Source organism: Rhodococcus sp. WB9, assembly GCF_007558985.1.
Lineage (GTDB): Bacteria > Actinomycetota > Actinomycetes > Mycobacteriales > Mycobacteriaceae > Rhodococcus_F > Rhodococcus_F opacus.
In genome coordinates this window covers 3344254-3365320 of the sequence record NZ_CP041769.1, presented here as the reverse complement: position 1 = coordinate 3365320, position 21067 = coordinate 3344254, and the positions used below count along the sequence as shown (strand labels likewise).

The 21067-nt window shown below is 69.2% G+C and carries 21 protein-coding genes; 8 read left to right on the top strand and 13 right to left on the bottom strand.

The window, feature by feature from the left end; translation table 11 throughout:
* The first annotated feature begins 22 nt into the window (after nucleotides 1–22).
* Together FND50_RS15575 and FND50_RS15570 are read left to right on the top strand one after the other, a co-directional pair.
* Complete coding sequence (locus tag FND50_RS15575) at nucleotides 23–1639, top strand: ATP-binding protein (RefSeq protein ID WP_054248023.1); 1617 nt, start codon at nucleotides 23–25, stop codon at nucleotides 1637–1639.
* 30 nt (nucleotides 1640–1669) lie between these two features.
* The gene (locus FND50_RS15570; protein WP_025432363.1) at nucleotides 1670–2344 is read left to right on the top strand and encodes a response regulator; all 675 of its coding nucleotides are present in this window, start codon (nucleotides 1670–1672) and stop codon (nucleotides 2342–2344) included.
* 9 nt (nucleotides 2345–2353) lie between these two features.
* On the opposite strand, the gene FND50_RS15565 is transcribed toward FND50_RS15570, so the two are convergent.
* From FND50_RS15565 to mqo, 10 genes are all read right to left on the bottom strand, one after another.
* Complete coding sequence (locus FND50_RS15565; RefSeq protein WP_144286292.1) at nucleotides 2354–3121, bottom strand: serine protease; 768 nt, start codon at nucleotides 3119–3121, stop codon at nucleotides 2354–2356.
* Between the two features lie 60 nt (nucleotides 3122–3181).
* Complete coding sequence (locus tag FND50_RS15560) at nucleotides 3182–3553, bottom strand: glyoxalase superfamily protein (protein WP_005259260.1); 372 nt, start codon at nucleotides 3551–3553, stop codon at nucleotides 3182–3184.
* A 56-nt stretch (nucleotides 3554–3609) separates the two neighbouring features.
* Nucleotides 3610–5043: an MFS transporter gene (locus FND50_RS15555; RefSeq protein WP_051055328.1), complete on the bottom strand. Its 1434-nt coding sequence runs from the start codon at nucleotides 5041–5043 to the stop codon at nucleotides 3610–3612.
* A gap of 101 nt (nucleotides 5044–5144) precedes the next feature.
* Nucleotides 5145–6371, bottom strand: a complete 1227-nt coding sequence (cobA, locus tag FND50_RS15550) for a uroporphyrinogen-III C-methyltransferase (RefSeq protein ID WP_144286291.1) — start codon at nucleotides 6369–6371, stop codon at nucleotides 5145–5147.
* Nucleotides 6372–6418: 47 nt separating this feature from the next.
* Nucleotides 6419–6799 carry a cobalamin biosynthesis protein gene (locus tag FND50_RS15545; RefSeq protein ID WP_144286290.1) on the bottom strand — a complete coding sequence of 127 codons (381 nt, stop codon included), beginning with the start codon at nucleotides 6797–6799 and terminating at the stop codon, nucleotides 6419–6421.
* Complete coding sequence (locus FND50_RS15540; protein ID WP_144286289.1) at nucleotides 6792–8192, bottom strand: cobyrinate a,c-diamide synthase; 1401 nt, start codon at nucleotides 8190–8192, stop codon at nucleotides 6792–6794. The genes FND50_RS15545 and FND50_RS15540 overlap by 8 nt, the downstream gene beginning before the upstream one ends.
* Complete coding sequence (gene cobO / locus FND50_RS15535; protein ID WP_005259271.1) at nucleotides 8186–8800, bottom strand: cob(I)yrinic acid a,c-diamide adenosyltransferase; 615 nt, start codon at nucleotides 8798–8800, stop codon at nucleotides 8186–8188. The genes FND50_RS15540 and cobO overlap by 7 nt, the downstream gene beginning before the upstream one ends.
* A gap of 36 nt (nucleotides 8801–8836) precedes the next feature.
* Nucleotides 8837–10750, bottom strand: coding sequence for a magnesium chelatase subunit D family protein (locus tag FND50_RS15530; protein ID WP_144289068.1), 1914 nt, complete (start codon nucleotides 10748–10750; stop codon nucleotides 8837–8839).
* A gap of 211 nt (nucleotides 10751–10961) precedes the next feature.
* Nucleotides 10962–11534: a GNAT family N-acetyltransferase gene (locus tag FND50_RS15525; RefSeq protein WP_007296922.1), complete on the bottom strand. Its 573-nt coding sequence runs from the start codon at nucleotides 11532–11534 to the stop codon at nucleotides 10962–10964.
* A 64-nt stretch (nucleotides 11535–11598) separates the two neighbouring features.
* Nucleotides 11599–13143, bottom strand: coding sequence for a malate dehydrogenase (quinone) (gene mqo, locus FND50_RS15520; RefSeq protein ID WP_037204597.1), 1545 nt, complete (start codon nucleotides 13141–13143; stop codon nucleotides 11599–11601).
* A gap of 121 nt (nucleotides 13144–13264) precedes the next feature.
* On the opposite strand from mqo, the gene FND50_RS15515 reads away from it, so the two are divergent.
* The 3 genes from FND50_RS15515 to FND50_RS15505 are packed head-to-tail and all read left to right on the top strand — an operon-like array spanning nucleotide 13265 to nucleotide 15983.
* Nucleotides 13265–14275 (top strand): alpha/beta hydrolase, encoded by a 1011-nt coding sequence (locus tag FND50_RS15515; RefSeq protein WP_105419344.1) that lies wholly within the window; start codon nucleotides 13265–13267, stop codon nucleotides 14273–14275.
* Nucleotides 14272–15657: a mycothione reductase gene (mtr, locus tag FND50_RS15510; protein WP_144286288.1), complete on the top strand. Its 1386-nt coding sequence runs from the start codon at nucleotides 14272–14274 to the stop codon at nucleotides 15655–15657. Before FND50_RS15515 ends, mtr begins: the two co-directional genes overlap by 4 nt.
* Nucleotides 15654–15983 carry a YnfA family protein gene (locus FND50_RS15505; RefSeq protein WP_144286287.1) on the top strand — a complete coding sequence of 110 codons (330 nt, stop codon included), beginning with the start codon at nucleotides 15654–15656 and terminating at the stop codon, nucleotides 15981–15983. The genes mtr and FND50_RS15505 overlap by 4 nt, the downstream gene beginning before the upstream one ends.
* Nucleotides 15984–16013: 30 nt before the next feature.
* Here FND50_RS15505 and FND50_RS15500 read toward each other — a convergent pair whose 3' ends face one another.
* Nucleotides 16014–16580 (bottom strand): alpha/beta fold hydrolase, encoded by a 567-nt coding sequence (locus FND50_RS15500; RefSeq protein WP_005259286.1) that lies wholly within the window; start codon nucleotides 16578–16580, stop codon nucleotides 16014–16016.
* A gap of 103 nt (nucleotides 16581–16683) precedes the next feature.
* Between FND50_RS15500 and FND50_RS15495 the strand changes: the two genes are divergently transcribed.
* The 3 genes from FND50_RS15495 to FND50_RS15485 are packed head-to-tail and all read left to right on the top strand — an operon-like array spanning nucleotide 16684 to nucleotide 18643.
* The gene (locus tag FND50_RS15495) at nucleotides 16684–17046 is read left to right on the top strand and encodes a GntR family transcriptional regulator (protein ID WP_005259287.1); all 363 of its coding nucleotides are present in this window, start codon (nucleotides 16684–16686) and stop codon (nucleotides 17044–17046) included.
* Nucleotides 17043–17948 carry an ABC transporter ATP-binding protein gene (locus FND50_RS15490; protein ID WP_144286286.1) on the top strand — a complete coding sequence of 302 codons (906 nt, stop codon included), beginning with the start codon at nucleotides 17043–17045 and terminating at the stop codon, nucleotides 17946–17948. Before FND50_RS15495 ends, FND50_RS15490 begins: the two co-directional genes overlap by 4 nt.
* Nucleotides 17945–18643: an ABC transporter permease gene (locus FND50_RS15485; protein ID WP_144286285.1), complete on the top strand. Its 699-nt coding sequence runs from the start codon at nucleotides 17945–17947 to the stop codon at nucleotides 18641–18643. The genes FND50_RS15490 and FND50_RS15485 overlap by 4 nt, the downstream gene beginning before the upstream one ends.
* Here FND50_RS15485 and FND50_RS15480 read toward each other — a convergent pair.
* Together FND50_RS15480 and map are read right to left on the bottom strand one after the other, a co-directional pair.
* Nucleotides 18640–20178, bottom strand: a complete 1539-nt coding sequence (locus FND50_RS15480) for a cobyric acid synthase (RefSeq protein WP_144286284.1) — start codon at nucleotides 20176–20178, stop codon at nucleotides 18640–18642. The genes FND50_RS15485 and FND50_RS15480 overlap by 4 nt on opposite strands.
* Nucleotides 20175–21032, bottom strand: a complete 858-nt coding sequence (gene map, locus FND50_RS15475) for a type I methionyl aminopeptidase (RefSeq protein ID WP_005259297.1) — start codon at nucleotides 21030–21032, stop codon at nucleotides 20175–20177. Before map ends, FND50_RS15480 begins: the two co-directional genes overlap by 4 nt.
* Between the last annotated feature and the right edge of the window lie 35 nt (nucleotides 21033–21067).

Here is a 21067-nt window from a genome sequence, read left to right as displayed (position 1 = left end):
TCAGGGGTGATGCACGTCACCTATGCGAACGAAACGGAACTTAAGTTCATTGTGGTCACCACTTCATCCCCGCGTGCGTAGCCTTGCGGGCCAGGTCCTGCTCCTCCAGCTCGTCGTCGTCGGCGTCGTGCTGCTCGCGGTGGCCGCCGTGTCGGTGCACCAGTCGACCGTGGAGTTCCGTGACCTCCAGGGGCAGCGCATGATCGCGGTCGCCGAGAACGTGGCGTCGACGCCGGTGGTGCGCGACCAGCTGTCGGACCGCTCGGTCGAGCGCGTGCTGGCGCCCGAGGTCGATCGCGCCGTCAACCTGTCGGGCGCCACACTCGCCGAGATCGTCGCGCCGAACGGGGCGGTGACCGTGTCGTCCGATCCGACGCGGCTCGGGGTGCCCGCGGAACTCGGCGCCAGCGATGTGATGACCGGGCGGGCCTGGTCGGGCGACGTCGACGTCGACGGACGCCGCGCCATCGTCGGACACGTTCCGATCCTGTCCGCGACCGGGGACGTCCTCGCGGTCGTCTCCGTCAGCGACGACTACCCGTCGGTCTGGGATCTGCTCAGCAGCGCCGGGGCGCGCCTGCTCCTGTATCTCGGAATCGGTGCCGGTCTCGGGCTTCTCGGCTCGTGGCTGCTGTCCCGCCGGATCAAGACCCACACCCGTGGACTCGAGATCGCCGAGATCGCAAGCCTTGCCGACCATCGCGAGGCCCTGTTGCACAGCATTCGCGAGGGTGTGGTCGCGGTGAACCCCGACGGGGTGATCACCGTGCTCAACGACAGCGCCCAGGAACTTCTCGACCTCACCGACGACGCCGTCGGCCGACACGTCGACGACGTCGCGCTCGACCCCGCCGTCCGGCAGTACCTCCTCAACGGGGAGGACGGCCGCGACGTGGTGCTGTCGACGTCGTCGCGCATGCTCGCGCTGAGCCGGCGAGCAGCCACCAGCCAGGGGCACAAGATCGGCACCGTCACCACGATGCGCGACAGCACCGAACTGGCGTCCATGCAGAGCCAGCTGTCTTCGCACAAGAGTGTCACCGACACCCTGCGCGCGCAGACGCACGAGTTCGCCAACCAGCTGCACACGATCTCGGGGCTGACGCAGCTCGGCGACTACGACGCCGTCACCGAATTCGTCGGCACCCTCACCCGCCGTCGAGCGGAGATCAGTGACGCTGTCACGCAACGCATCTCGGATCCGGCCGTCGCCGCACTGCTGATCGCGAAGACGTCGCTCGCCGCCGAGACCGGGGTGTCGCTGACATTGGAACCCGACTCGCACCTGCACGCCCTCGACCCCGAGCTCGCCACCGACGTGATCACCGTCCTCGGCAACCTCATCGACAACGCCGTCGACGTGTCCGAGGGCGGCCGGGACGCGCGGATCTCGATCCGGATCACCGACGACGACGGCATTCTCATCGAGGTCGCCGATTCCGGCCCCGGCGTTCCCGAGACGATGCGGGAGGAGATCTTCTCGCGCGGTGTCACGTCAAAGCCGGGCACACCCGGTGGCCGCGGAATCGGGCTCGCCCTGGTCCGTCTCGTCAGCTCCCAGCACGGCGGGTCCGCGGCCGTCTCGGACGCACCCGGCACCGGTGGTGCCTTGTTCACCGTCCACGTTCCGCGTAGCTAGACTCTCCGATCATGACGGGACGGCGTGGCGATGTATGAGGTCCTGGTCGTCGACGACGACTTCATGGTCGCGGAGATCCACCGCCGATTCGTCGACAAGACACCGGGGTTCACCACCGTCGGGGTGGCGCGTACCGCCGCCGAGGCCCTCGAATCGGTGCGCACCGCACACCCCGACCTCGTGCTCCTCGACGTGTACCTGCCGGACATGTCCGGCCTCGACGTCCTGCAACGACTGCGCGCGGAGGGCAACGCGGTCGGCGTCATCATGATCACCGCCGCCAGGGAAATCGACACCGTCAGCCGCGCACTACACGGCGGCGCCTCCGATTATCTGGTCAAACCGTTCGACTACACGCAGCTGCAGGAAAAACTCGAGAACTTCCGCCGCCGGGCCCGCGCCCTCGAATCACAGTCCGGCGCAGACCAATCCCTGATCGACTCCCTGTTCGGGGGCAAGGGCAAGAATCCGGAACCGAGCCGGCTCCCCAAGGGGCTCAGCGCCGAAACCGGGCGCCTGGTGCTCGACATCCTGCGGTCGAAGGGCGAGCTGTCGTCGACCGAATGCGCCGAACTCGCCGGACTGTCCCGGGTCAGCGTGCGCCGTTACCTCGAGCACTACCTGTCCGAGGGTCTGCTGGAGGTCCGGCTCGAATACGGGGGCGCGGGCAGGCCCGTCCGCCGGTACCGGCCTGCCCCACGCTGACACGGTCGGTCAGGATCGGGTGCAGGCGCCGGCGAGGGCGAACGGTGTCGAGTCGCCGGCACCGCGACGCTCCGCGCGGTCCAGCAGGGCGATCGTTCCGGAACCGAACGTCGGCGAGTAGGACACCGAGTCGGTGCACCCGCCGTGGTCGAGGCCGCCGACGAGGGCGACGACCCGCGAACCCGTGATCCACGGGCCGCCGCTCGTTCCCTCGCCCAGCCCGTCGCAGACCACCGTGGGGTAGCTGTCCGTCGACGTGGTCGCGGCGGTGCACGACACCGGACCGTCACCGAGGGTCGGATAGCCGGTCACGGCCACGGTTGTCGCGGGTTCGGGCGCGGACGCCAACTCGAATCCCCCACCGACCACCGATTCGACGGACGCCGGCACAGTGGTTCCGCTCGGGGCCACCCGGAGAACGGCGTAGTCGTGATGCGGGTCCTGCGACTCCAGCCAGGCGGGGTCGACGTAGATCTGGGACACCGTCCACAGTCCGAACGGGGACACGCCACGATCGAATCCGGGTGCGAACGACAGCGCACCGCCGGACCCTGCGATGCAGTGAGCGGCAGTGAGCACGAGGTCGCCGTCCGCGCTGTCCAGAACCGATCCGGTGCAGACGTGGAGCGGTGTGCCGGCCAGGAACAGCGGGCCGACGCGAGGATCCGGTGCGTCGGGCGCAGGCGCGGCGGCAGCCGAACCCCCGGCTACGCAGGAAGCCAGGAGCAGGACCGCCGCGGCTGCCCCCGTGACGGACGAGCGGGAGGGCGTGACCACAGGATCATCATGCTCCGCTCGTCGCGCTCGGGTAGGCCGATTTCTGCTACCGGCCGCCGGTCAGCTGCGGGGCGGAAGCTGCTGCAGCGCCCACTCGTTGCCGTCGGGATCGGCGAAGTACACGAAGCGCCCCCACGCCAGGTCCTGCACCTCGCTGACGGGAACGCCGCGGGCCGACAGCTCGGCGTGGGCGGCATCGGCGTCGTCGATGACGATCTGCAACCCGTGCACCGAGCCGGGCGGGGTGTCGACCAGGCCCTCACCGACGGCGATCGAGCACGCTGACCCGGGCGGTGTGAGCTGGACGAAACGCACGTTCTCGTTCACGCGGTGGTCGTGGTCGACGACGAAGCCGACCTGGTCGGCGTAGAACGTCTTGGCCCGGTCCACGTCGGACACCGGCAGGATGATCAGCTCGATTTTGTAATCCATGACCGGATGCTATAGACGGCGTCCGACAACCGGGCCGAAACCGGACCGGACCGCGTTCACGCCTGTTGCGCGGCCTTCTCGGCGGCCTGCGCCTGCGCGACCTGTTGCGGGGTGAAGCGGATGAACATCGCGGCCAGTCCCGCGATGAGGGCGCAGCCTGCGCTGCCGACGAGGGCGAAGGTGTACCCGTTGCCGAGCGCCTCGAGTTGCGTCGGATTCATGTCGGCGACCTTGCCGGAGATGCCGCCGAGGGACAACGTGCGTGAGGTGGCCATCGCCCCGATGACGGCCAGGGCGAGGGGTCCGCCGAGGGTTTGCGCCACCTGGGCGATGGCGGCGAGCGGACCGATCTCCGTCTCCGACACTCCGGCGATGGCGCACAGCGGGAGCGGGACGACGGCAAGTCCGACACCGAATCCGATCCCGATGACCGGCACGAACAGGTTGCCGAGGTAGGTGGCGGAACTGTCGAGGGTCGAGCCGTAGAGCAGCCCTACCACCATGATCGCCGCGCCGGCGACCACGAGCCACCGGGGCTGGATCCGCACAGCGAGCTTGGACGCCACCGCGGCCGCGCCGCCGAGGCCGAACGCGAACGGGATGAACGCGAGGCCCGCCTCGAGGGGGCTGTAACCGAGAATGTCCTGCACGAACAACGCGACGAAGGCGGCGACGGTGAACATGACGGCACCGGCGAAGAAGATCGCGACGAGCGTCGCCACCCGATTCTTGTCGCGGAACAGGGAGAATGGCAGCAGCGGGTTGTCGGCGGTCCGTTCGACGTACAGGAACGCGCAGAACAGCAGCAGTCCGGCGACGAGCGCCCCGATCACGTAGGGACTCCCCCAGCCGAGTTCCGGACCCTCGGTCAGCGCGAATACGACGCCCGTCGCCGCGACCGTGGCGAGAACCGCCCCGGGAACGTCGAGGGCCAGGCGCTCGCCCGCGGTCTCCTTCAATGCCACGAACGCGCACCCCACGATGACGACACCGATGGGCACGTTGATGAGGAAGATCAGTCGCCACGACACCTCGGTGAGCGCGCCGCCGATGATCAAGCCCGCGATCGATCCGATGCCCGTCATGGCCGCGAAGATCGCGATGGCCTGGTTACGCGCAGGTCCGGCCGCGAACGTGGTCGCGACCAGGGCCAGCGCCGTCGGGGACGCCACCGCGGCGCCGACACCCTGCAGGAACCGGGCGGCGATCAGCATGAACTCGCCCACCGCGAGACCGCACAGCAGCGAGGCGACGGTGAACAGGGCGACACCGCCGACGAACATCTTCTTCCGGCCGAACGCGTCGCCGAGCCGGCCGCCGAGGAGCATGAGGCCACCGAACGCCAGCGCGTAGGACGTCAGCACCCAGTTGCGGCCGCTGTCGCTGAGACCGAGATCGGCTTGCAGCGGCGCGAGCGCCAGGTTGGCGACGGTGCCGTCGAGGACCACCATCATCTGCAGCCCGCTCAGCACGATGATCGCAAGCCCCATCACACGGGTGGCGGCGGGCGGATTCACCGTGGCTCTCGCCGCAGACTTGTTCGACGCGGATGCGCCTTCGGGCACTCGGGATTCAGACACGAGGGTTCACGTTACCCAGCGTCCACAGAAAACCCGGCCACGGGCCCGATGACCACGATGGCGGGCGGCCGGATCTGCTCTTCCTTCACCCGGGCGGCGACGGTCTGGAGATCGGCGCGCACGGTGCGCTGCGTGCGAAGCGTGCCCTCCTGGATGACCGTGACCGGGGTGTCCACCGGACGTCCGCCCTCCATCAGGACCGTCGCGAACGCCTCGATGCGCTCGACGGCCATCAGCAGCACGATCGTGCCCTTCAACCGGGCCAGCGCCGACCAGTCGACGAGGGAATCCGGATGGTCGGGGGCGACGTGACCGCTGACGACGACGAACTCGTGGGTGACGCCCCGGTGAGTGACCGGGATGCCGGCGGCCGACGGCACCGAGATGGCACTGGTGATTCCGGGGACGACCGTGACGGGCACGCCCGCCGCGGCGCACGCCTCGAGTTCCTCGTAGCCGCGCCCGAACACGTACGGGTCGCCGCCCTTGAGCCGCACCACGAACTTTCCGGCCTTCGCGCCCTCGATGAGGGCGGCATTGATCGCCTCCTGCGCCATCGCACGGCCGTAGGGAATCTTCGCGGCGTCGATGACCTCGACGTCGGAGCCCAGTTCGGCGAGCAGTTCCGGCGGGGCGAGGCGGTCTGCAACCACCACGTCGGCCCGGGCCAGCAGTCGCCGGCCGCGCACGGTGATGAGATCGGGGTCCCCCGGACCGCCGCCCACCAATGCGACACCGGCCGCCGGTGACTCGGCGGTGTCGGCGACCACACCGGATTGCAGGCCCTCGACGAGGGCGGTGCGCACTGCGGCGGACCGGCGGTGGTCGCCGCCGGCCAGCACGCCGATGCTCATCCCGTCGTAGCTCGCGCTCGCCGGAGTGACGGCGGTGCCGAAGCGGGCGTTGTCGGCGCGGACGCAGAACACACGATTCCGCTCCGCCTCGGCGACGATCGCCGCGTTGGTGTCCGGTTCGTCCGTGCACGCAATGGCGTACCAGGCGTCGGCGAGGTCGCCGTCCCGGTATTCGCGAAGGTCTACTGTGATCTGTCCCGCGGTGGCCATCCCCTCGACCGCCGGCGTGACCGCGCGGCTGATCAGGTGCACCCGCGCCCCCGATGCGATCAGGAGCCCGAGCCTGCGCTGTGCCACTGTTCCGCCACCGACCACGACCACACGACGATCGGCCAAATTGAGTCCGACCAGGTAGTTGGTCTCGTCTCCGGTGGCAGCAGTCACGCGCTCTCCCCGTTTCTCCAGAAAATCCTGCACGTCTCGTCTCGAACCTACGAAACTTTACGGGCTGCCGCGACGACGACGCCATTCGCGGACCACTTGGTCATGATCAGGGGCCCTCCGCCCGCGCCGAGCACCGCCGCCGCTTCCGCGACGCTCGGCGATCCCGTCGCCGAGTGCACCCGGTCCGACGGGTTCGCCACCTCGACGGCGGCCAGTTCCCCCGCGGCGAATCCGCGGACGGGGACACCCAACGCCGCTGCCGCATCGTGGACAGCCGGATCCGCGGCCTTGCGGTCGAGGGTGCACAGGCAGTCCAGTGTCGCGTCCGGACCCAGGTTCGTGGACGTCAGCACGTGCCGGACGGCGGCCAGGATGTCCGCGCTGCCCGCTGCCGCACGGAACCCGACGCCGACGCTGACGTCACCCATGCGCGGCGAAGGTCCGGGCTGCGGCCACGAAACGGGTGATCGCCTCCGGGTGACCCGCGGGGTGCGTGTGCAGGTACGACGCGTGCACGCCGCCGCGCACGAAACCCTCACGCGCAGGGGCGCCGTCCCAGGGCCGCCAGCCCCAGGCCGGCGCGAAGCCGTCCGCCTCGGCCGCGGCGAGCGACGTGCGATGGAACTCGTGGCCGACCACCCGCTCACCTGCCGCGAAGAGTGTGGAGTCCGTGACCGCCACCGCCTCGCGGTACCCGAGCGTGAGACGGGACCCGAACGAGGCGTCGACCCCGACCACGGAGGCCATCGCGTGCCCGTCGAGGCTTCGGGCGAGGTAGAGCAGACCGGCGCACTCCGCATGAATCGGCGCCCCCGCTGTCGCGAGTGCGCATATCTGCGTCAGGAGCGCGGAGTTCTCCGCGAGACCGACGGCGTGCTCCTCGGGGAAACCACCGGGCAGCACCACGCCGCTCGTGCCGGACGGCAACGCGTCGTGCAGGGGGTCGAACGTGATGACGTCCGCACCGGCGGCACCCAGGAGTTCGCGGTGTTCGGCGTACCCGAACGTGAACGCCCGGCCACCGGCGATCGCCACGGTCGGGCGCGGACCGGGCGGAATCGGCCCGACCTCGGCGGCGGGGTCCCACACCGGCCCGTCGACCGCCGAGGCCGCGAGCGCGCGGATGGCGGGCAGGTCGAGGTGGCGGGCGGCCAATCGGGTCATCGCGTCGACGGCGTCGACCGCGTCGGCTCCGTGCTCCGCCGCCGGGATCAGCCCGAGGTGACGGGACGGGACCTCCAGTTCGGCCATCCGCGGCACGGCGCCGAGCACGGGAAGTCCGACGCGCTCGCATGCCTGCCGCAGTACCTGTTCGTGCCGCGGACTTCCCACCCGGTTGAGGATCACCCCGCCGATGCGGACCCCGGTGTCGTAGGTGGAGAAGCCGTGCAGGACCGCGGCCAGGCTCTGACTGTGCCCGCGGGCGTCGACCACGAGCACGACCGGGGCGCCGAGCAGAGCCGCCACCTGTGCCGTCGATCCCTCGGCCGACGGCTCCTGCGACGCGGCGTCGATCTTGCCGTCGAACAGGCCCATGACGCCCTCGACGACCGCGAGGTCGCACCCCGAACTGCCGTGCCGGTACAGCGGGGCGATCCGCTGCGCGCCCACCATGACCGGGTCGAGATTGCGTCCCGGCCGTCCGGCCGCGAGCCCGTGGTATCCGGGGTCGATGTAGTCGGGGCCGACCTTGAACGGTGCCACCCCGCAGCCCGACTCACGCAGCGCTCCCACCAGACCGGTTGCGACGGTGGTCTTTCCGCTACCCGACGCGGGGGCGGCGATAACTACTGCGGGCGCCGCGGGGAGCGTGGTCACCACTCGATGCCCCGCTGGCCCTTCCGGCCGGCGTCCATCGGATGCTTGATCTTGGTCATTTCCGTCACGAGATCCGCCGCGTCGATCAGCGCCTGCGGGGCGTCGCGGCCCGTGATCACCACGTGCTGGTTGCCGGGCCGGTTCTGCAGGACCTCGACCACCTCGTCGACATCCACCCACCCCCACTTCAGGGGATACGTGAACTCGTCCAGCACGTAGAACCGGTGTTCCTCGGCTCCCAGCCGGCGGGCGATCTCGCGCCATCCCTCGGCGGCCGCGGCGGCGTGGTCTTCCTCGCTGCCGTGCTTGCGCGTCCACGACCAGCCCTCGCCCATCTTGTGCCACTGCACCGCCCCACCGACACCGGTGTCCTCGTGCAGCCGGCCGAGGGCGCGGAAGGCTGCTTCCTCCCCCACCTTCCACTTGGCGCTCTTGACGAACTGGAACACCCCGACGTCGAATCCCTGATTCCAGGCACGCAGCGCCATGCCGAACGCGGCTGTCGACTTCCCCTTGCCCGGTCCGGTGTGGACCGCGAGCACGGGAGCGTTGCGTCGTTGACGTGTGGTGAGGCCGTCGTTCGGAACGTTCTCGGGAACACCCTTGGGCATGTGTCTTCTCTCTCCCCTACCGAATCCGCGTCCGGATCACGCCGCGGCGCGGACGACGCCCGCAACCTGCTGCGCGGACAATTCACCGAGGCGGACGTAGCCGCCCCGCAGCCGGCGGGCCAGCTCCGCGGCCAGCCCGAGCCGGACCATGCCGGTCTCGCAGTCGACGACCACCGACGCGACCGAGCTGTCGGCGAGCAGCCCCGCGGCCACCTTGGCCCGGTGCAGTGCATCCTTGCCGCCCGTCGCCCGCCCGTCCGTCAGTGCGACGACGAGCGCGCGACGCTGCGGGTCGCGGAGACGTTCCCGCAACACGACCTCACGCGCGCGCAGGAATCCTTCTGCCAGTGGGGATTTGCCGCCCGTCTTCATTCCTCGGAGGCGGCGGACGGCGATGTCCACCGACGAGGTGGGCGGCAGGACCAGTTCCGCGGCTCGTCCGCGAACCGTGATCACCGCCACCTTGTCGCGGCGCTGGTAGGCGTCGCGCAGCAGTGAGACGACGGCACCGGTGACGGCCGACAATCGGTCACGGGCCGCCATCGACCCGGACGCGTCCACGACGAACACCACGAGGTTGCCCTCGCGGCCCTCGCGAATCGCCCCGCGCAGATCGGCGGAGTCCAGGATCATCCGACCGGCGGTCCGGCCGCGGGCCACCTGCCGCTCGGCGGCGGCGAAGAGCGTGCCCACCAGGTGGAGTCCGTGCCCCTGTTCGGCGGTCGAGCGCACCGCGCGACCGCGGGACGAGCGCGATCGGGAACGCCGGCCCGGTGCGCCGTCGCCGACTCCGGGTACCTCGAGGAGTTTGGTGGTGAACTGGGTGCCGGTCGGCCCGGCCGGGTGTTCGGGGGGTGCCGGAGCCCCGCCTCCGGGCCCGTCGGGATCGTCGGGTCCGCCGGGCTCGGTGCCCCCGCCGTCCGGTCCGGTCGGGGTGCCGGGCGGAGTTCCCGGCTCCTGCTCCGGTGGTTCCTCGGCACCGGACCTGGCGTCCTCGTCGGCCTGGCGGAGGGCGTCGTCGAGCTGCTGTTCATCGAGGCCGGGTTCGTCGAACGGATCCCGGCGACGGCGGTGCGGCAAGGTCAGCTCGGCGGCGACCCGCACGTCCTCCGCGGTGACGGCGCCGGCGCCCCGCCATGCTGCGTGCGCGGTCGCGGTCCGGGCGAGGACGAGATCGGCGCGCATGCCGTCCACGTCGAACGACGCACAGAGAGAAGAGATTCGGCGCAACTCGACGTCGTCGAGCTCGACGGAGTCGAGCCGGTCGCGGGCCTCGAGGATGGCGGCGGCCAAGGCGGCGTCCTGCTCGGCGTAGCGCTCGGCGAACCGTGCGGGGTCACGCTCGAAGTCCAGTCGACGCCGGACCACCTCCATGCGCACGTCCACCTCCCGCGACGCGGCGACGTCGACGGCCAGCCCGAACCGGTCGAGGAGCTGCGGCCGGAGCTCGCCCTCCTCAGGATTCATCGTGCCGACCAGCACGAACCGCGCGGCGTGCGAGTGCGAGATGCCGTCACGCTCGATGTGGACGCGGCCCATCGCCGCCGCGTCGAGGAGCACGTCGACCAGATGGTCGTGCAGAAGATTGACCTCGTCGACATAGAGAACACCCTGATGGGCGGCCGACAGCAGTCCGGGTTGGAACGCGCGCTCACCGTCGCGCAGGACCTTCTCGAGGTCGAGGGAACCCACGACGCGGTCTTCCGTGGCTCCGACCGGCAGTTCGATCAGTCGCGCCGGGCGGGTCCCGTGCTCGTCGTGCACCGCCGGCAGCAGCGCGGTGAGAGCGCGGACCACCGTCGATTTGGCCGTCCCCTTCTCACCGCGGACGAGGACGCCGCCGATACCGGGATGGACCGCGCAGAGGATGAGGGCCAGCCGCAACCGGTCTTGACCGACCACCGCGCTGAACGGGAATCCCCACGAAAAGTCGGGTCGAACCTGGTCCACTTCACGATCCGTACGCACGCTGCATCCCTTCACGTCCCGGTTTCCTCGCCGAGAGCTTTGGCCGGTACGAACGCCGCGGCAATCTGGCTGGGAGACCGGATCGGCAACCAGGGTGGTGGCAGCCGGTCAGAGATCCGTCACAGTGGCGGGACCGCGCCTGATTCGAACAGGACTTCCCCGCGGACATTCACCTGACGACCCTAGTCGGGGCCTACTGCCCGGCGCTCGACGGGGCCGCCTCCGCCACCTCGTACGCGACACCGCCGCCGACACCATGGGCGGCACCGCCGCCGACACCATGGGCGGCACCGCCGCCGACACCATGGGCGGCACCGCCGCCGCGCCGCATGGGGACGTGCGGGATGCCGTCCTCGACGAACTCCTCGCCGTCCGGTTTGAAACCGTGCTTGGCGTACATGTCCACCAGATACGTCTGCGCGTTGATGCGGCACGGCGCGTCGCCGACCTCGGCGAGCGCGGCGCGCAGCAGACGCGTCGTGTGTCCCTGACCGCGCGCCGGCCGCGACGTGCACAGCCGACCGATGCGGAACGACGTGGTGCCGTCGGCGTGCTCCTCGAGGAGCCGGAGGGTGCAGACCACCTGACCGTCCTGTTCCAGCCAGAAATGGCGGGTCTCGACCAGCAGATCACGGCCGTCGAGTTCCGGGTACGGGCACGCCTGCTCGACGACGAAGACCTCTACGCGGAGCTTGAGCAACTCGTAGAGCGTCTTGTTGTCGAGATCGAGTGCCCACGAACGCTTGAGTGCTGCAGTTGCCGTCATGACAGGCAACTATCGCACAGCACCGGCAAGTGTGCGCGCCCGTGGACCCGGGCCGGGCGGTGCGTCAGACCGCGACGGACGCGTCCTCCACCTTGCTGGTGTCGAGCTGGAGCACCTTCGACGTCCAATCCCACACCTGCGAGAACAGTGCGGTGTCGTCGGAGAGCTTGATGCCCAGCGACGGAACCATTTCCTGGAGCTTCGGCTTCCACGACTCGTACTGGGTCGGGAAGCAGCGCTGCAGAACGTCGAGCATGGCGGGCACCGCGGTGGACGCACCCGGCGACGCGCCGAGCAGTCCGGCGATGCTGCCGTCGGCGGCGTTGACGACCGCGGTGCCGAACTCGAGGACACCGCCCTTGCCCTTGGCTCGACGGATGACCTGGACGCGCTGGCCCGCGGTGATCAGCTCCCAGTCCTTGCCGAGCGCCTTCGGGACGAACTCCCGCAGGGTCTCGATCCGGCCGGCCTCGGACATCGCGAGCTCACTGATCAGGTACTTGACGAGACCGAGTTCGCTGACGCCGACCCCGAGCATCGACAGCAGGTTGTTCGGCTTGACCGAACTGGGCAGATCGGTGACGCGGCCCTGCTTGAGGAACTTGGGCGACCAGCCGGCGTAGGGGCCGAACAGCAGTCCGGGCTTGTTGCCGATCACGCGGGTGTCGAGGTGCGGAACCGACATCGGCGGCGCGCCGACGGCGGCCTTGCCGTAGACCTTGGCGCGGTGCTGGTCGATGAGCTCCGGGTTGGTGCACCGCAGGAACGCGCCGCTCACGGGGAACCCGCCGAAGCCCTTGGCCTCCTCGATGCCGGACTTCTGCAGCAGGTGCAGCGCACCGCCGCCGGCGCCGACGAACACGAACTTGGCGCGCACGACCTTCTTCACACCGTTGCGGCGGTTGGTGACCTTGACCACCCAAGTGCCGTCGGACTGCTTGGTGAGGTCGGTGACCTCGTGCCCGAAGTGGACGACGCCGCCGGACGCGCCGACGTAACCGAGGAGCTGCTTGGTCAGGGCACCGAAGTCGACGTCGGTGCCGTCCTGGGTCCAGTTGAGAGCGACGGGATCGCTGAAGTCGCGGCCCTTCGCCATCAACGGCAGGCGACGGGTGAACTCGTCGGGGGCGTCGATGTACTCCATGCCCGCGAACAGGGGGTGACCGGCGAGGGCGTCGTAGCGGGCCCGCAGGTACTTCGCGTTGGCCTCGCCGTGCACGAAGCTCACGTGCGGGATGGGGTTGATGAACTCCTTGGGCTGCGTCAGCACACCGCTCTCGACGCCGTGCGCCCAGAACTGCCGCGACACCTGGAACTGCTCGTTCACGTTGACGGCCTTCGTGATGTCCACGGTGCCGTCGGCGTTCTGCGGGGTGTAATTGAGCTCACACAGCGCAGAGTGGCCGGTGCCCGCGTTGTTCCACGGGTCGCTGCTCTCGGCGGCTACTGCGTCGAGCCGCTCGAATGTGGTGATCGACCAATCGGGCTGCACCTGACGCAGGATCGCTCCCAGCGTCGCGCTCATGATGCCCGCGCCAACCAGCACTACATCCGTTTTCGTCTCTACCGCATTCTGATCTGACACTGGAGTATCGACTTCCTTGTCCATAGCCGTACGCGCATACGCCTGCCGTGTTCGCCGGATAGGTTACCCGCGCGTATGAGCGAGAATCACCTGCCCCAATTGTGCGCCTCCCCGCGCCCCGGAATCGCACATTAGATTGTGATCTGTGACTACATGGGCTCCCGACGTTCTCGGCGACGGTTATCAACAGCTGACCATCCCTCTCGGCACCGACCCCGACGGCGAGGGCGAGGTGAAGGCGACGCTGATCCGCTACCAGCCCGCGCAGGAGACGAAGAAGACCGGCCGCGCCGTGCTCTACGTCCACGGATTCACCGACTACTTCTTCCAGAAACACCTGGCCGAGCACTTCGCCGAACAGGGTTACGCCTTCTTCGCACTCGATCTGCGCAAGTGCGGGCGCTCGCTCGAACCCGGCCAGACGCCGCACTTCGTCTCCGATCTGACGCTGTACGACGCCGAACTCAACGAGGCGTTGCGCCAGGTCCGGGAACAGACCGGTGACGGCGAGGTCCTGCTGGTCGCGCATTCGACGGGCGGTCTGGTTCTGCCGCTGTGGCTGCACCGCCTGCAGCGCAAGCCGGGCGGCACCGCCGCACTCGGCATCAGCGGGGTCATCCTCAACAGCCCGTGGTTCGACCTGCAGGGTCCGTCGTACCTGCGGAACGTGGGGACGGTGGCCGTCGACGCGCTCGGGCGCGTCAAACGTAAGTCGATCATCCCGAAGACCGGGCTCGACACATACGGCGTGAGCCTGCACGTGGAGGGCAACGGCATCTGGAACTACAACCTCGACTGGAAGCCGCTGAGCGGTTTCCCGGTCACGTTCGGGTGGCTGCGCGCGGTACGCCGCGGCCATGCCCAACTGCACCGGGGTCTCGACATCGGGGTTCCCGCCCTGATCCTCCGATCCAAGGCGTCGTATTTCGCGCCGCGGTACGACCCCAGGGTCGACACGGCCGACGCCGTCCTCGACGTCCGGCAGATCGCCCGCTGGGCGGGGTGCCTCGGCGACCGCACCACGATCGTGCCCATCGCGGGCGCCCGGCACGACGTGTTCCTGTCTGCCGACCAGCCCCGGGCGGAGGCGTTCGCCGAAGTGGACCTCTGGCTCGACTGGCTGCACGGCCACAACGCCGCGGAGGCCAACCGATGACACATTTCGATCTGGCGATCATCGGTTCGGGGTCCGGCAACTCGCTGCCCGACGATCGGTTCGCGGACAAGACGGTCGCGATCCTGGAGGAGGGCACGTTCGGCGGGACGTGCCTGAACGTGGGTTGCATCCCGACGAAGATGTTCGTCTACGCCGCGGAGGTGGCCCGCACGGTCGGCAATTCCGCGAAGTACGGCGTCGACGCGGAGCTCGAGGGGGTGCGCTGGCCGGACATCGTCAAACGGGTCTTCGGCCGCATCGACCCGATCTCGGCCGGCGGGGAGCGCTACCGCGCCGAGGACAGCCCGAACACCACGCTGTTCCGCGGGCACGCGACGTTCGTGGGCCCACGAACCCTCGACACCGGAACCGGGGAGGTCGTCACCGCCGACCAGGTGGTGATCGCGGCCGGATCCCGCCCGATCATTCCCGACGTGGTCCGGGAATCCGGCGCGCGGTACTACACGAACGACGACATCATGCGGTTGCCGGAGCTGCCCGAGCGCATGGTGATCATCGGTGCGGGATACATCGCCGCCGAGTTCGCACACGTGTTCTCCGCGCTGGGCACCCGGGTGTCGCTGATCGCGCGCAGCGCTCACCTGCTGCGGCACCTCGACGAAGACGTCTCCCGCCGGTTCACGGATCTCGCCCAGAAGAAATGGGACGTGCACCGCGGCAGCGCCGTCGCAGCCGTGCGCAGCGACGGTGACGGCGTCGCGGTCGAACTCGAGGACGGCAGCGTCGTCTCGGGTGACGTTCTCCTGGTGGCGACCGGGCGGCAGTCGAACGGGGACGCCATCGGGGCCGCCGCCGGCGGCATCGACCTCGACGACGAGGGACGCGTCGTGGTCGACGACTATCAACGGACCAGTGCCGAAGGCGTGTTCGCGCTCGGTGACGTCTCCTCGCCGTACCAGCTCAAGCACGTGGCCAACCACGAGGCGCGTGTCGTTCAGCACAACCTCCTGCAGGACGCGTGGAGGGACACGTCGGGTCTGCGCGCCGCGGACCACCGGTTCGTTCCCGCCGCCGTGTTCACCGACCCGCAGATCGCGCACGTCGGGCTGACCGAGGCCGAGGCCCGGGAGGCTGGCTGGGACATTACCGTGAAGGTGCAGGCGTACGGCGACGTCGCCTACGGGTGGGCGATGGAGGACGACGAGGGTCTGTGCAAGGTCATCGCCGAACGCGGCACCGGGCGGCTGCTCGGTGCGCACGTGATCGGCGCCCAGGCACCCACGGTGATCCAGCCGCTGATCCAGGCGATGAGTTTCGGGCTGACGGCGCAGCAGATGGCGCGGGGGCAGTACTGGATCCACCCGGCGCTGCCCGAAGTCGTCGAGAACGCCCTCCTCGGCCTCGACCTACCGGCCGAGTGACGGTCGCCAAGTCCGTCGCGCTGTTCGCCATCGCGGCGCTGTTCGAGATCGGCGGCGCGTGGCTGGTGTGGCAGGGCGTCCGCGAGCACCGGGGCTGGATCTGGATCGGCGCCGGTGTCGCGGCACTCGGGGCGTACGGGTTCGTCGCGACGATGCAGCCGGACGCCAACTTCGGCCGCATCCTCGCCGCGTACGGCGGGGTGTTCGTCGCGGGCTCGCTGATCTGGGGCATGGTGGCCGACGGTTTCCGCCCGGACCGCTGGGACGTCTCGGGCGCCCTAATCTGCCTGCTGGGCATGGCCGTCATCATGTACGCCCCACGCTGAGCACGGTCGTGCTCGGCGTGGGGCCGGGGTCTACCAGGGGCTGGTGCGGAGAACGATCTCGGTGGCGAGCTCGGCCGCCGCGGCCGCCGGGACGTTGGTGACGTCGTCGAGTTGAACGACGCGGAAGTCGGAGTAGACGAAGCGTCCGCTCGCGTCCGCCTCGGCACGCCGGTCGGGGCTGCCGATCATCACGGTCGTGGGGAGTTCGACGGGCGGGCAGTCGGATCCGCGGACCGCACCGGCGCCGTCGGGTGCGGCCGGATGCCCCCGGTCGGCGACCACGAGGCTGGCGAAGCGTCCGAACTGGCGAGCCGCCAGCGACCACGCCAGTTCGGCTCCTTCCCGGCTGCCGACGAGGTTGACCCACCCGACCTTCAGTTCGTCGAGCAGCGCCATGATCGTCGTCTCGTCGAGACCGGTGATGTCCTCGGGCACGATCGTGCGCAGATCGGAATTGTGCAGGCGCTCGCAGACGCCGTCGTAGACATCCGGTCCGTCGCCGGCCCCCGGTAGCAGGAGAACGGTGTGTTTGCTCTCCGGTCCGTCGATGCGGACCGTGCAGGTTCCATTTCCCACCGCCACGTGCGTCAGTTCCATGGGCTAAAAACTACGCGATCGGGGACGTCTTGCGCTCGGACCTCCCTGGTTCTATGGTTCGTTACATGAGTAATGAACCGATCAACCGGCGGGGCGGGCGTCGATGATCGACAACGGCAGACCGCTGTTCCAGCAGATCGCAGAGCTCATCGAGAACTCGATCATCGACGGAACCCTTCCCGAGGAAGGCCAGGTGCCGTCCACCAACGAGCTCGCCGCCTTTCACCGGATCAACCCGGCGACCGCAGCCAAGGGACTGAATCAGCTCGTCGCCGACGGGATCCTCTACAAGAAGAGGGGAATCGGAATGTTCGTCACCTCCGGCGCCCGGAACGCGCTGCGCTTCCGGCGTCGCGAGCGGTTCGCGCGCCAGTTCATCGATCCGCTCGTCACCGAGGCGGACAAACTCGGCGTCAGCATCGCCGAACTCAAGACCATGCTCGACCAACGGGAGGGAGCACGATGATCGGCACAGCGTTCGACACGAAGACGGTCGCCTCGGCGCGGGGCCTCGGCAAGAGATTCGGCGACTTCGTCGCACTCGACGGGATCGACTTCTCCCTGCAGGAGAACAAGATCTACGGTCTCCTCGGCCGAAACGGGGCCGGCAAGACCACGCTCATGCAGATCCTCACCGGGCAGGAGTTCCAGACTTCGGGTGTAGTCGAGATCTTCGGTCAGGCCCCGCACGAGAATTCCCGGGTACTCACCGACGTCTGCTTCGTCAAGGAGAGCCAGAAGTACCCGGACGACTTCAGGGTCGGGCACGTCCTCGCGACCGCACGGCACCTGCTCCCCCACTGGAACGAGGAACTCGCACAGACACTGCTGGAGGATTTCGATCTTCCGTTGTGCCGCAAGGTGAAGAAGTTGTCGCGGGGCATGACGTCCGCGCTCGGTGTGACGGTCGGTCTGGCCTCCCGCGCACCGCTCACCCTGTTCGACGAGCCGTATCTCGGCCTCGACGCGGTGGCACGGCACCTCTTCTACGACCGGCTTCTCGGCGACTACGCCGAACACCCGCGCACGGTGGTGCTCTCCACACACCTCATCGACGAGGTCAGCGACCTGATCGAACACGTGATCCTGATCGACAAGGGACGGATCGTCCTCGACGAGGACACCGACGCGCTTCGGGAAGGGGCCGTCGTCGTCTCCGGCCTGGCCTCGCTCGTCGCCGACTTCACCTCGAACAAGCCCGTCCTGCACCGTGAATCGCTGGGGAATCACGAACGGGCGACCGTGCAGGCCAGCCTGTCGGACTCCGAACGGGACCGGGCGGTGGACGACGGCCTGCATTTCGAGCCGCTCAGCCTTCAACAACTCGTGGTCCGCAGCACCACGGCCACCAAGGAGGAGGCACGATGACAACCCGGGTCCTGACCGTCTCCCGCATCCACACCGTCGCCTGGCCCCTGCTCGTCGCGTGGCCACTGGGCGTGCTGGTCGCGTCGTTCACGATCGCGGCGGCCATCTTCGCGATGGTCGGCGACACCGGCAGCGATACCAACTTCACCGGCGGCGTCTTCTCCCTGTTCGGGATCGCCCTCGCGTTCTACCTGCAGGCCATGACACAGACGTTCCCGTTCGCACTGGGGATGAGCGTCACCCGGCGCGACTATTTCGCGGCCACCCTGATCGTCGCCGCCGTCCAGGTTCTCGTGTTCGGGGTGATGCTCTACGGACTGTCGCTGATCGAGGAGGCCACCGGCGGCTGGGGTGTGGGGATGCGGATGTTCGCGGTACCCAACTATTTCACGTCCGACCCGGCGATCCAGCTGGGCGCCGACTTCGCCTTCCTGTCGCTGACGGCGGCGGCGGGAATGTTCCTGGGCGCACTGCATCACCGGTGGCGGGTGGTGGGGCTCTTCACGCTCGGCGTCGGCACTCTCCTCGCCGCGGGCGCCGCCGCGTTCGTGATCACGTGGCAGCAGTGGTGGCCCGACATCGGCCACTGGTTCGCCGACGTGCCCCGGTCGGTGCCGCTGGTGTGGCTTCCGGCACTGGCCGCGACGGCAGGGATCGTCGCGGCGTGGGCGCTCGTCCGCCGCGCGACGGCCTAGCGGACCAGGGTCGACGCGATGGCGGGGAGACCTTCCGGGGCGCCCGCGCCGAGGAGATCCTCGAGGGCGCGGAGATCGAGATTCTGCTCCACCAGGTCCGCCAGCAGATCGAGTTGAGCGGTCCGGATCGCGGCGACATCCGTGTCCGGCGCGGTGACGAAACCGGTCCTCCCCGCGTGTTCGGCCACGTCGTCCAGCAGAAGCCGGCGGAAGCGGTCGGTCTCGAGCACTCCGTGCCAGTGCGTGCCGTAGACGGCGCCGCGGATACTGCCTTCCGCGGCGCCGCTGCCCGCGTGGAGCAGCGGCTGGTCGCCGTTGCGCCGCACCCGGCCGTGATGGATCTCGTACCCGGACACCGGAACTCCGTGGGCGTCGCCGCGCACCTGCGCGAGCACCTTGTCCGGGGCGAACTCGACCTCGAGGTCGAGCAGTCCGAGGCCCGGCACCGCGCCCCGGCCGGATTCGACGTCGTCGACGATCACGGAACCGAGCATCTGGTAACCGCCACACACGCCGAGCACCGGGCCGCCGCGCTTCGCGTGCACGGCGATCGCATCCGCGATGCCGTTGCGGCGCAACCACTCCAGATCCGACACGGTCGACTTGCTGCCGGGCAGGACGATCAGGTCGGTGTCCTCCAGCCGCGACGGGTCGGTGACCCAGCGCACCGACACCCCGGGTTCGCACGCGAGCGCCTCGACGTCCGTCGAATTGGAGATGCGGGGCAGGCGGATCGCGGCCACCCGCAGCCAGTCGTCGCCGATCGGTGGTGCCGGACGTCCGACCGGGGCGTCCCCCACCACACCGAGCGAATCCTCCGCGTCGAGCCACAGGTCCTCGGCGAAGGGAATCACCCCGAGCGTCGGACGTCCCGTCATGGCCGTCAACTGCTCGAGGCCCGGCGCCAGCAACGACACGTCGCCGCGGAACTTGTTGATCACGAATCCCGCGATCAGCGCCTGGTCTTCCGGTGCAAGGACCGCCACGGTGCCGAACAGGTGGGCGAGCACTCCACCGCGGTCGATGTCGCCGACGACGACCACCGGCAGGTCGGCCGCCCGGGCGAGCCCCATGTTCGCGAGGTCCGTCGCCCGCAGGTTGATCTCGGCGGGTGAGCCCGCTCCCTCGCAAATCACCACGTCGTACTCGGCGCGCAGCGACGCCAGTTCCTCGGCCACCACCGCGCGCAAGTGCTGCCGGTGCTCGATGTAGTCGCGGGCTCCGACGGACGTCACCGCGCGGCCGCGCACCACCAGTTGCGACGTACGGTCGCTACCCGGTTTCAGCAGCACGGGGTTGAAGCGGACGCTCGGCTCCAGTCCGCAGGCCGCGGCCTGCAGGGCCTGCGCCCGGCCGATCTCGCCGCCGTCCAGCGTGACGACGGAGTTGTTCGACATGTTCTGCGCCTTGAACGGCGCCACCCGGACACCTCGCCGCGCGAGCATCCGGCACAGTCCCGCGACGAGCACACTCTTGCCCGCGTCGGACGTGGTGCCGGCGACGAGCAGGGCGCCCTTCCACCGGCTCTCGCTCAAGGCAGGGTGAGGATCTCGTTGCCGGTCTCGGTGACCACGATGGTGTGCTCGAACTGAGCCGTCCACTTGCGATCCTTGGTGACGACGGTCCAGTCGTCGTCCCAGATCTCCCAGCCGATGTCGCCGAGGTTGATCATCGGTTCGATCGTGAACACCATGCCGGGTTCGATGACCGTGTCCACGGAGGGCTCGTCGTAGTGGAGGATGACGAGTCCGTTGTGGAAGGTGGTGCCGATGCCGTGCCCGGTGAAGTCGCGGACCACGCCGTAGCCGAAGCGGTGCGCGTACGACTCGATGACGCGGCCGATGACGTTGAGCGCACGGCCCGGCTTGACGGCCTTGATGGCGCGCATCGTCGCCTCGTGGGTCCGCTCCACCAGCAACCGGTTCTCCTCGGCGACGTCCCCGGCGAGGAACGTGGCGTTGGTGTCTCCGTGCACGCCGCCGATGTAGGCGGTGACGTCGATGTTGACGATGTCGCCGTCCTGGATCACCGTAGAGTCGGGGATGCCGTGGCAGATCACCTCGTTCAGCGACGTGCAGCACGACTTGGGGAAACTCTTGTAGCCGAGCGTCGACGGATAGGCGCCGTGATCGATCATGTACTCGTGCGCGATGCGGTCGAGCTCGTCGGTGGTGACACCCGGCGCCACCGCCTTACCGGCCTCCTGCAGGGCCTGGGCGGCGATCTTGCTCGCCACCCGCATGGCCTCGATGGTCTCCGGGGTCTGAACCCACGGCTCGTTGCCTTCCTTCGCCGTGGGCTTCCACGCGTACTCGGGACGCTCGATCCCCGCCGGTACGGCGAGGACGGGAGACACGGTTCCGGGGCTCAGTGCTGTGCGGACAGACATGAGTACCAGGTTAGCCCCGTGCACGGCCCGGGCGC

Coding starts and splice junctions, on each gene's coding strand:
- FND50_RS15495 (WP_005259287.1), top strand. CDS start 16,684: ATGATCGACAACGGCAGACCGCTGTTCCAGCAGATCGCAGAGCTCATC.
- mqo (WP_037204597.1), bottom strand. CDS start 13,143: ATGGACAAGGAAGTCGATACTCCAGTGTCAGATCAGAATGCGGTAGAG.
- FND50_RS15525 (WP_007296922.1), bottom strand. CDS start 11,534: ATGACGGCAACTGCAGCACTCAAGCGTTCGTGGGCACTCGATCTCGAC.
- FND50_RS15575 (WP_054248023.1), top strand. CDS start 23: ATGCGAACGAAACGGAACTTAAGTTCATTGTGGTCACCACTTCATCCC.
- FND50_RS15555 (WP_051055328.1), bottom strand. CDS start 5,043: ATGGGGCTTGCGATCATCGTGCTGAGCGGGCTGCAGATGATGGTGGTC.
- FND50_RS15485 (WP_144286285.1), top strand. CDS start 17,945: ATGACAACCCGGGTCCTGACCGTCTCCCGCATCCACACCGTCGCCTGG.
- mtr (WP_144286288.1), top strand. CDS start 14,272: ATGACACATTTCGATCTGGCGATCATCGGTTCGGGGTCCGGCAACTCG.
- FND50_RS15570 (WP_025432363.1), top strand. CDS start 1,670: ATGTATGAGGTCCTGGTCGTCGACGACGACTTCATGGTCGCGGAGATC.
- FND50_RS15500 (WP_005259286.1), bottom strand. CDS start 16,580: ATGGAACTGACGCACGTGGCGGTGGGAAATGGAACCTGCACGGTCCGC.
- cobO (WP_005259271.1), bottom strand. CDS start 8,800: ATGCCCAAGGGTGTTCCCGAGAACGTTCCGAACGACGGCCTCACCACA.
- FND50_RS15560 (WP_005259260.1), bottom strand. CDS start 3,553: ATGGATTACAAAATCGAGCTGATCATCCTGCCGGTGTCCGACGTGGAC.
- FND50_RS15545 (WP_144286290.1), bottom strand. CDS start 6,799: ATGGGTGACGTCAGCGTCGGCGTCGGGTTCCGTGCGGCAGCGGGCAGC.
- map (WP_005259297.1), bottom strand. CDS start 21,032: ATGTCTGTCCGCACAGCACTGAGCCCCGGAACCGTGTCTCCCGTCCTC.
- FND50_RS15490 (WP_144286286.1), top strand. CDS start 17,043: ATGATCGGCACAGCGTTCGACACGAAGACGGTCGCCTCGGCGCGGGGC.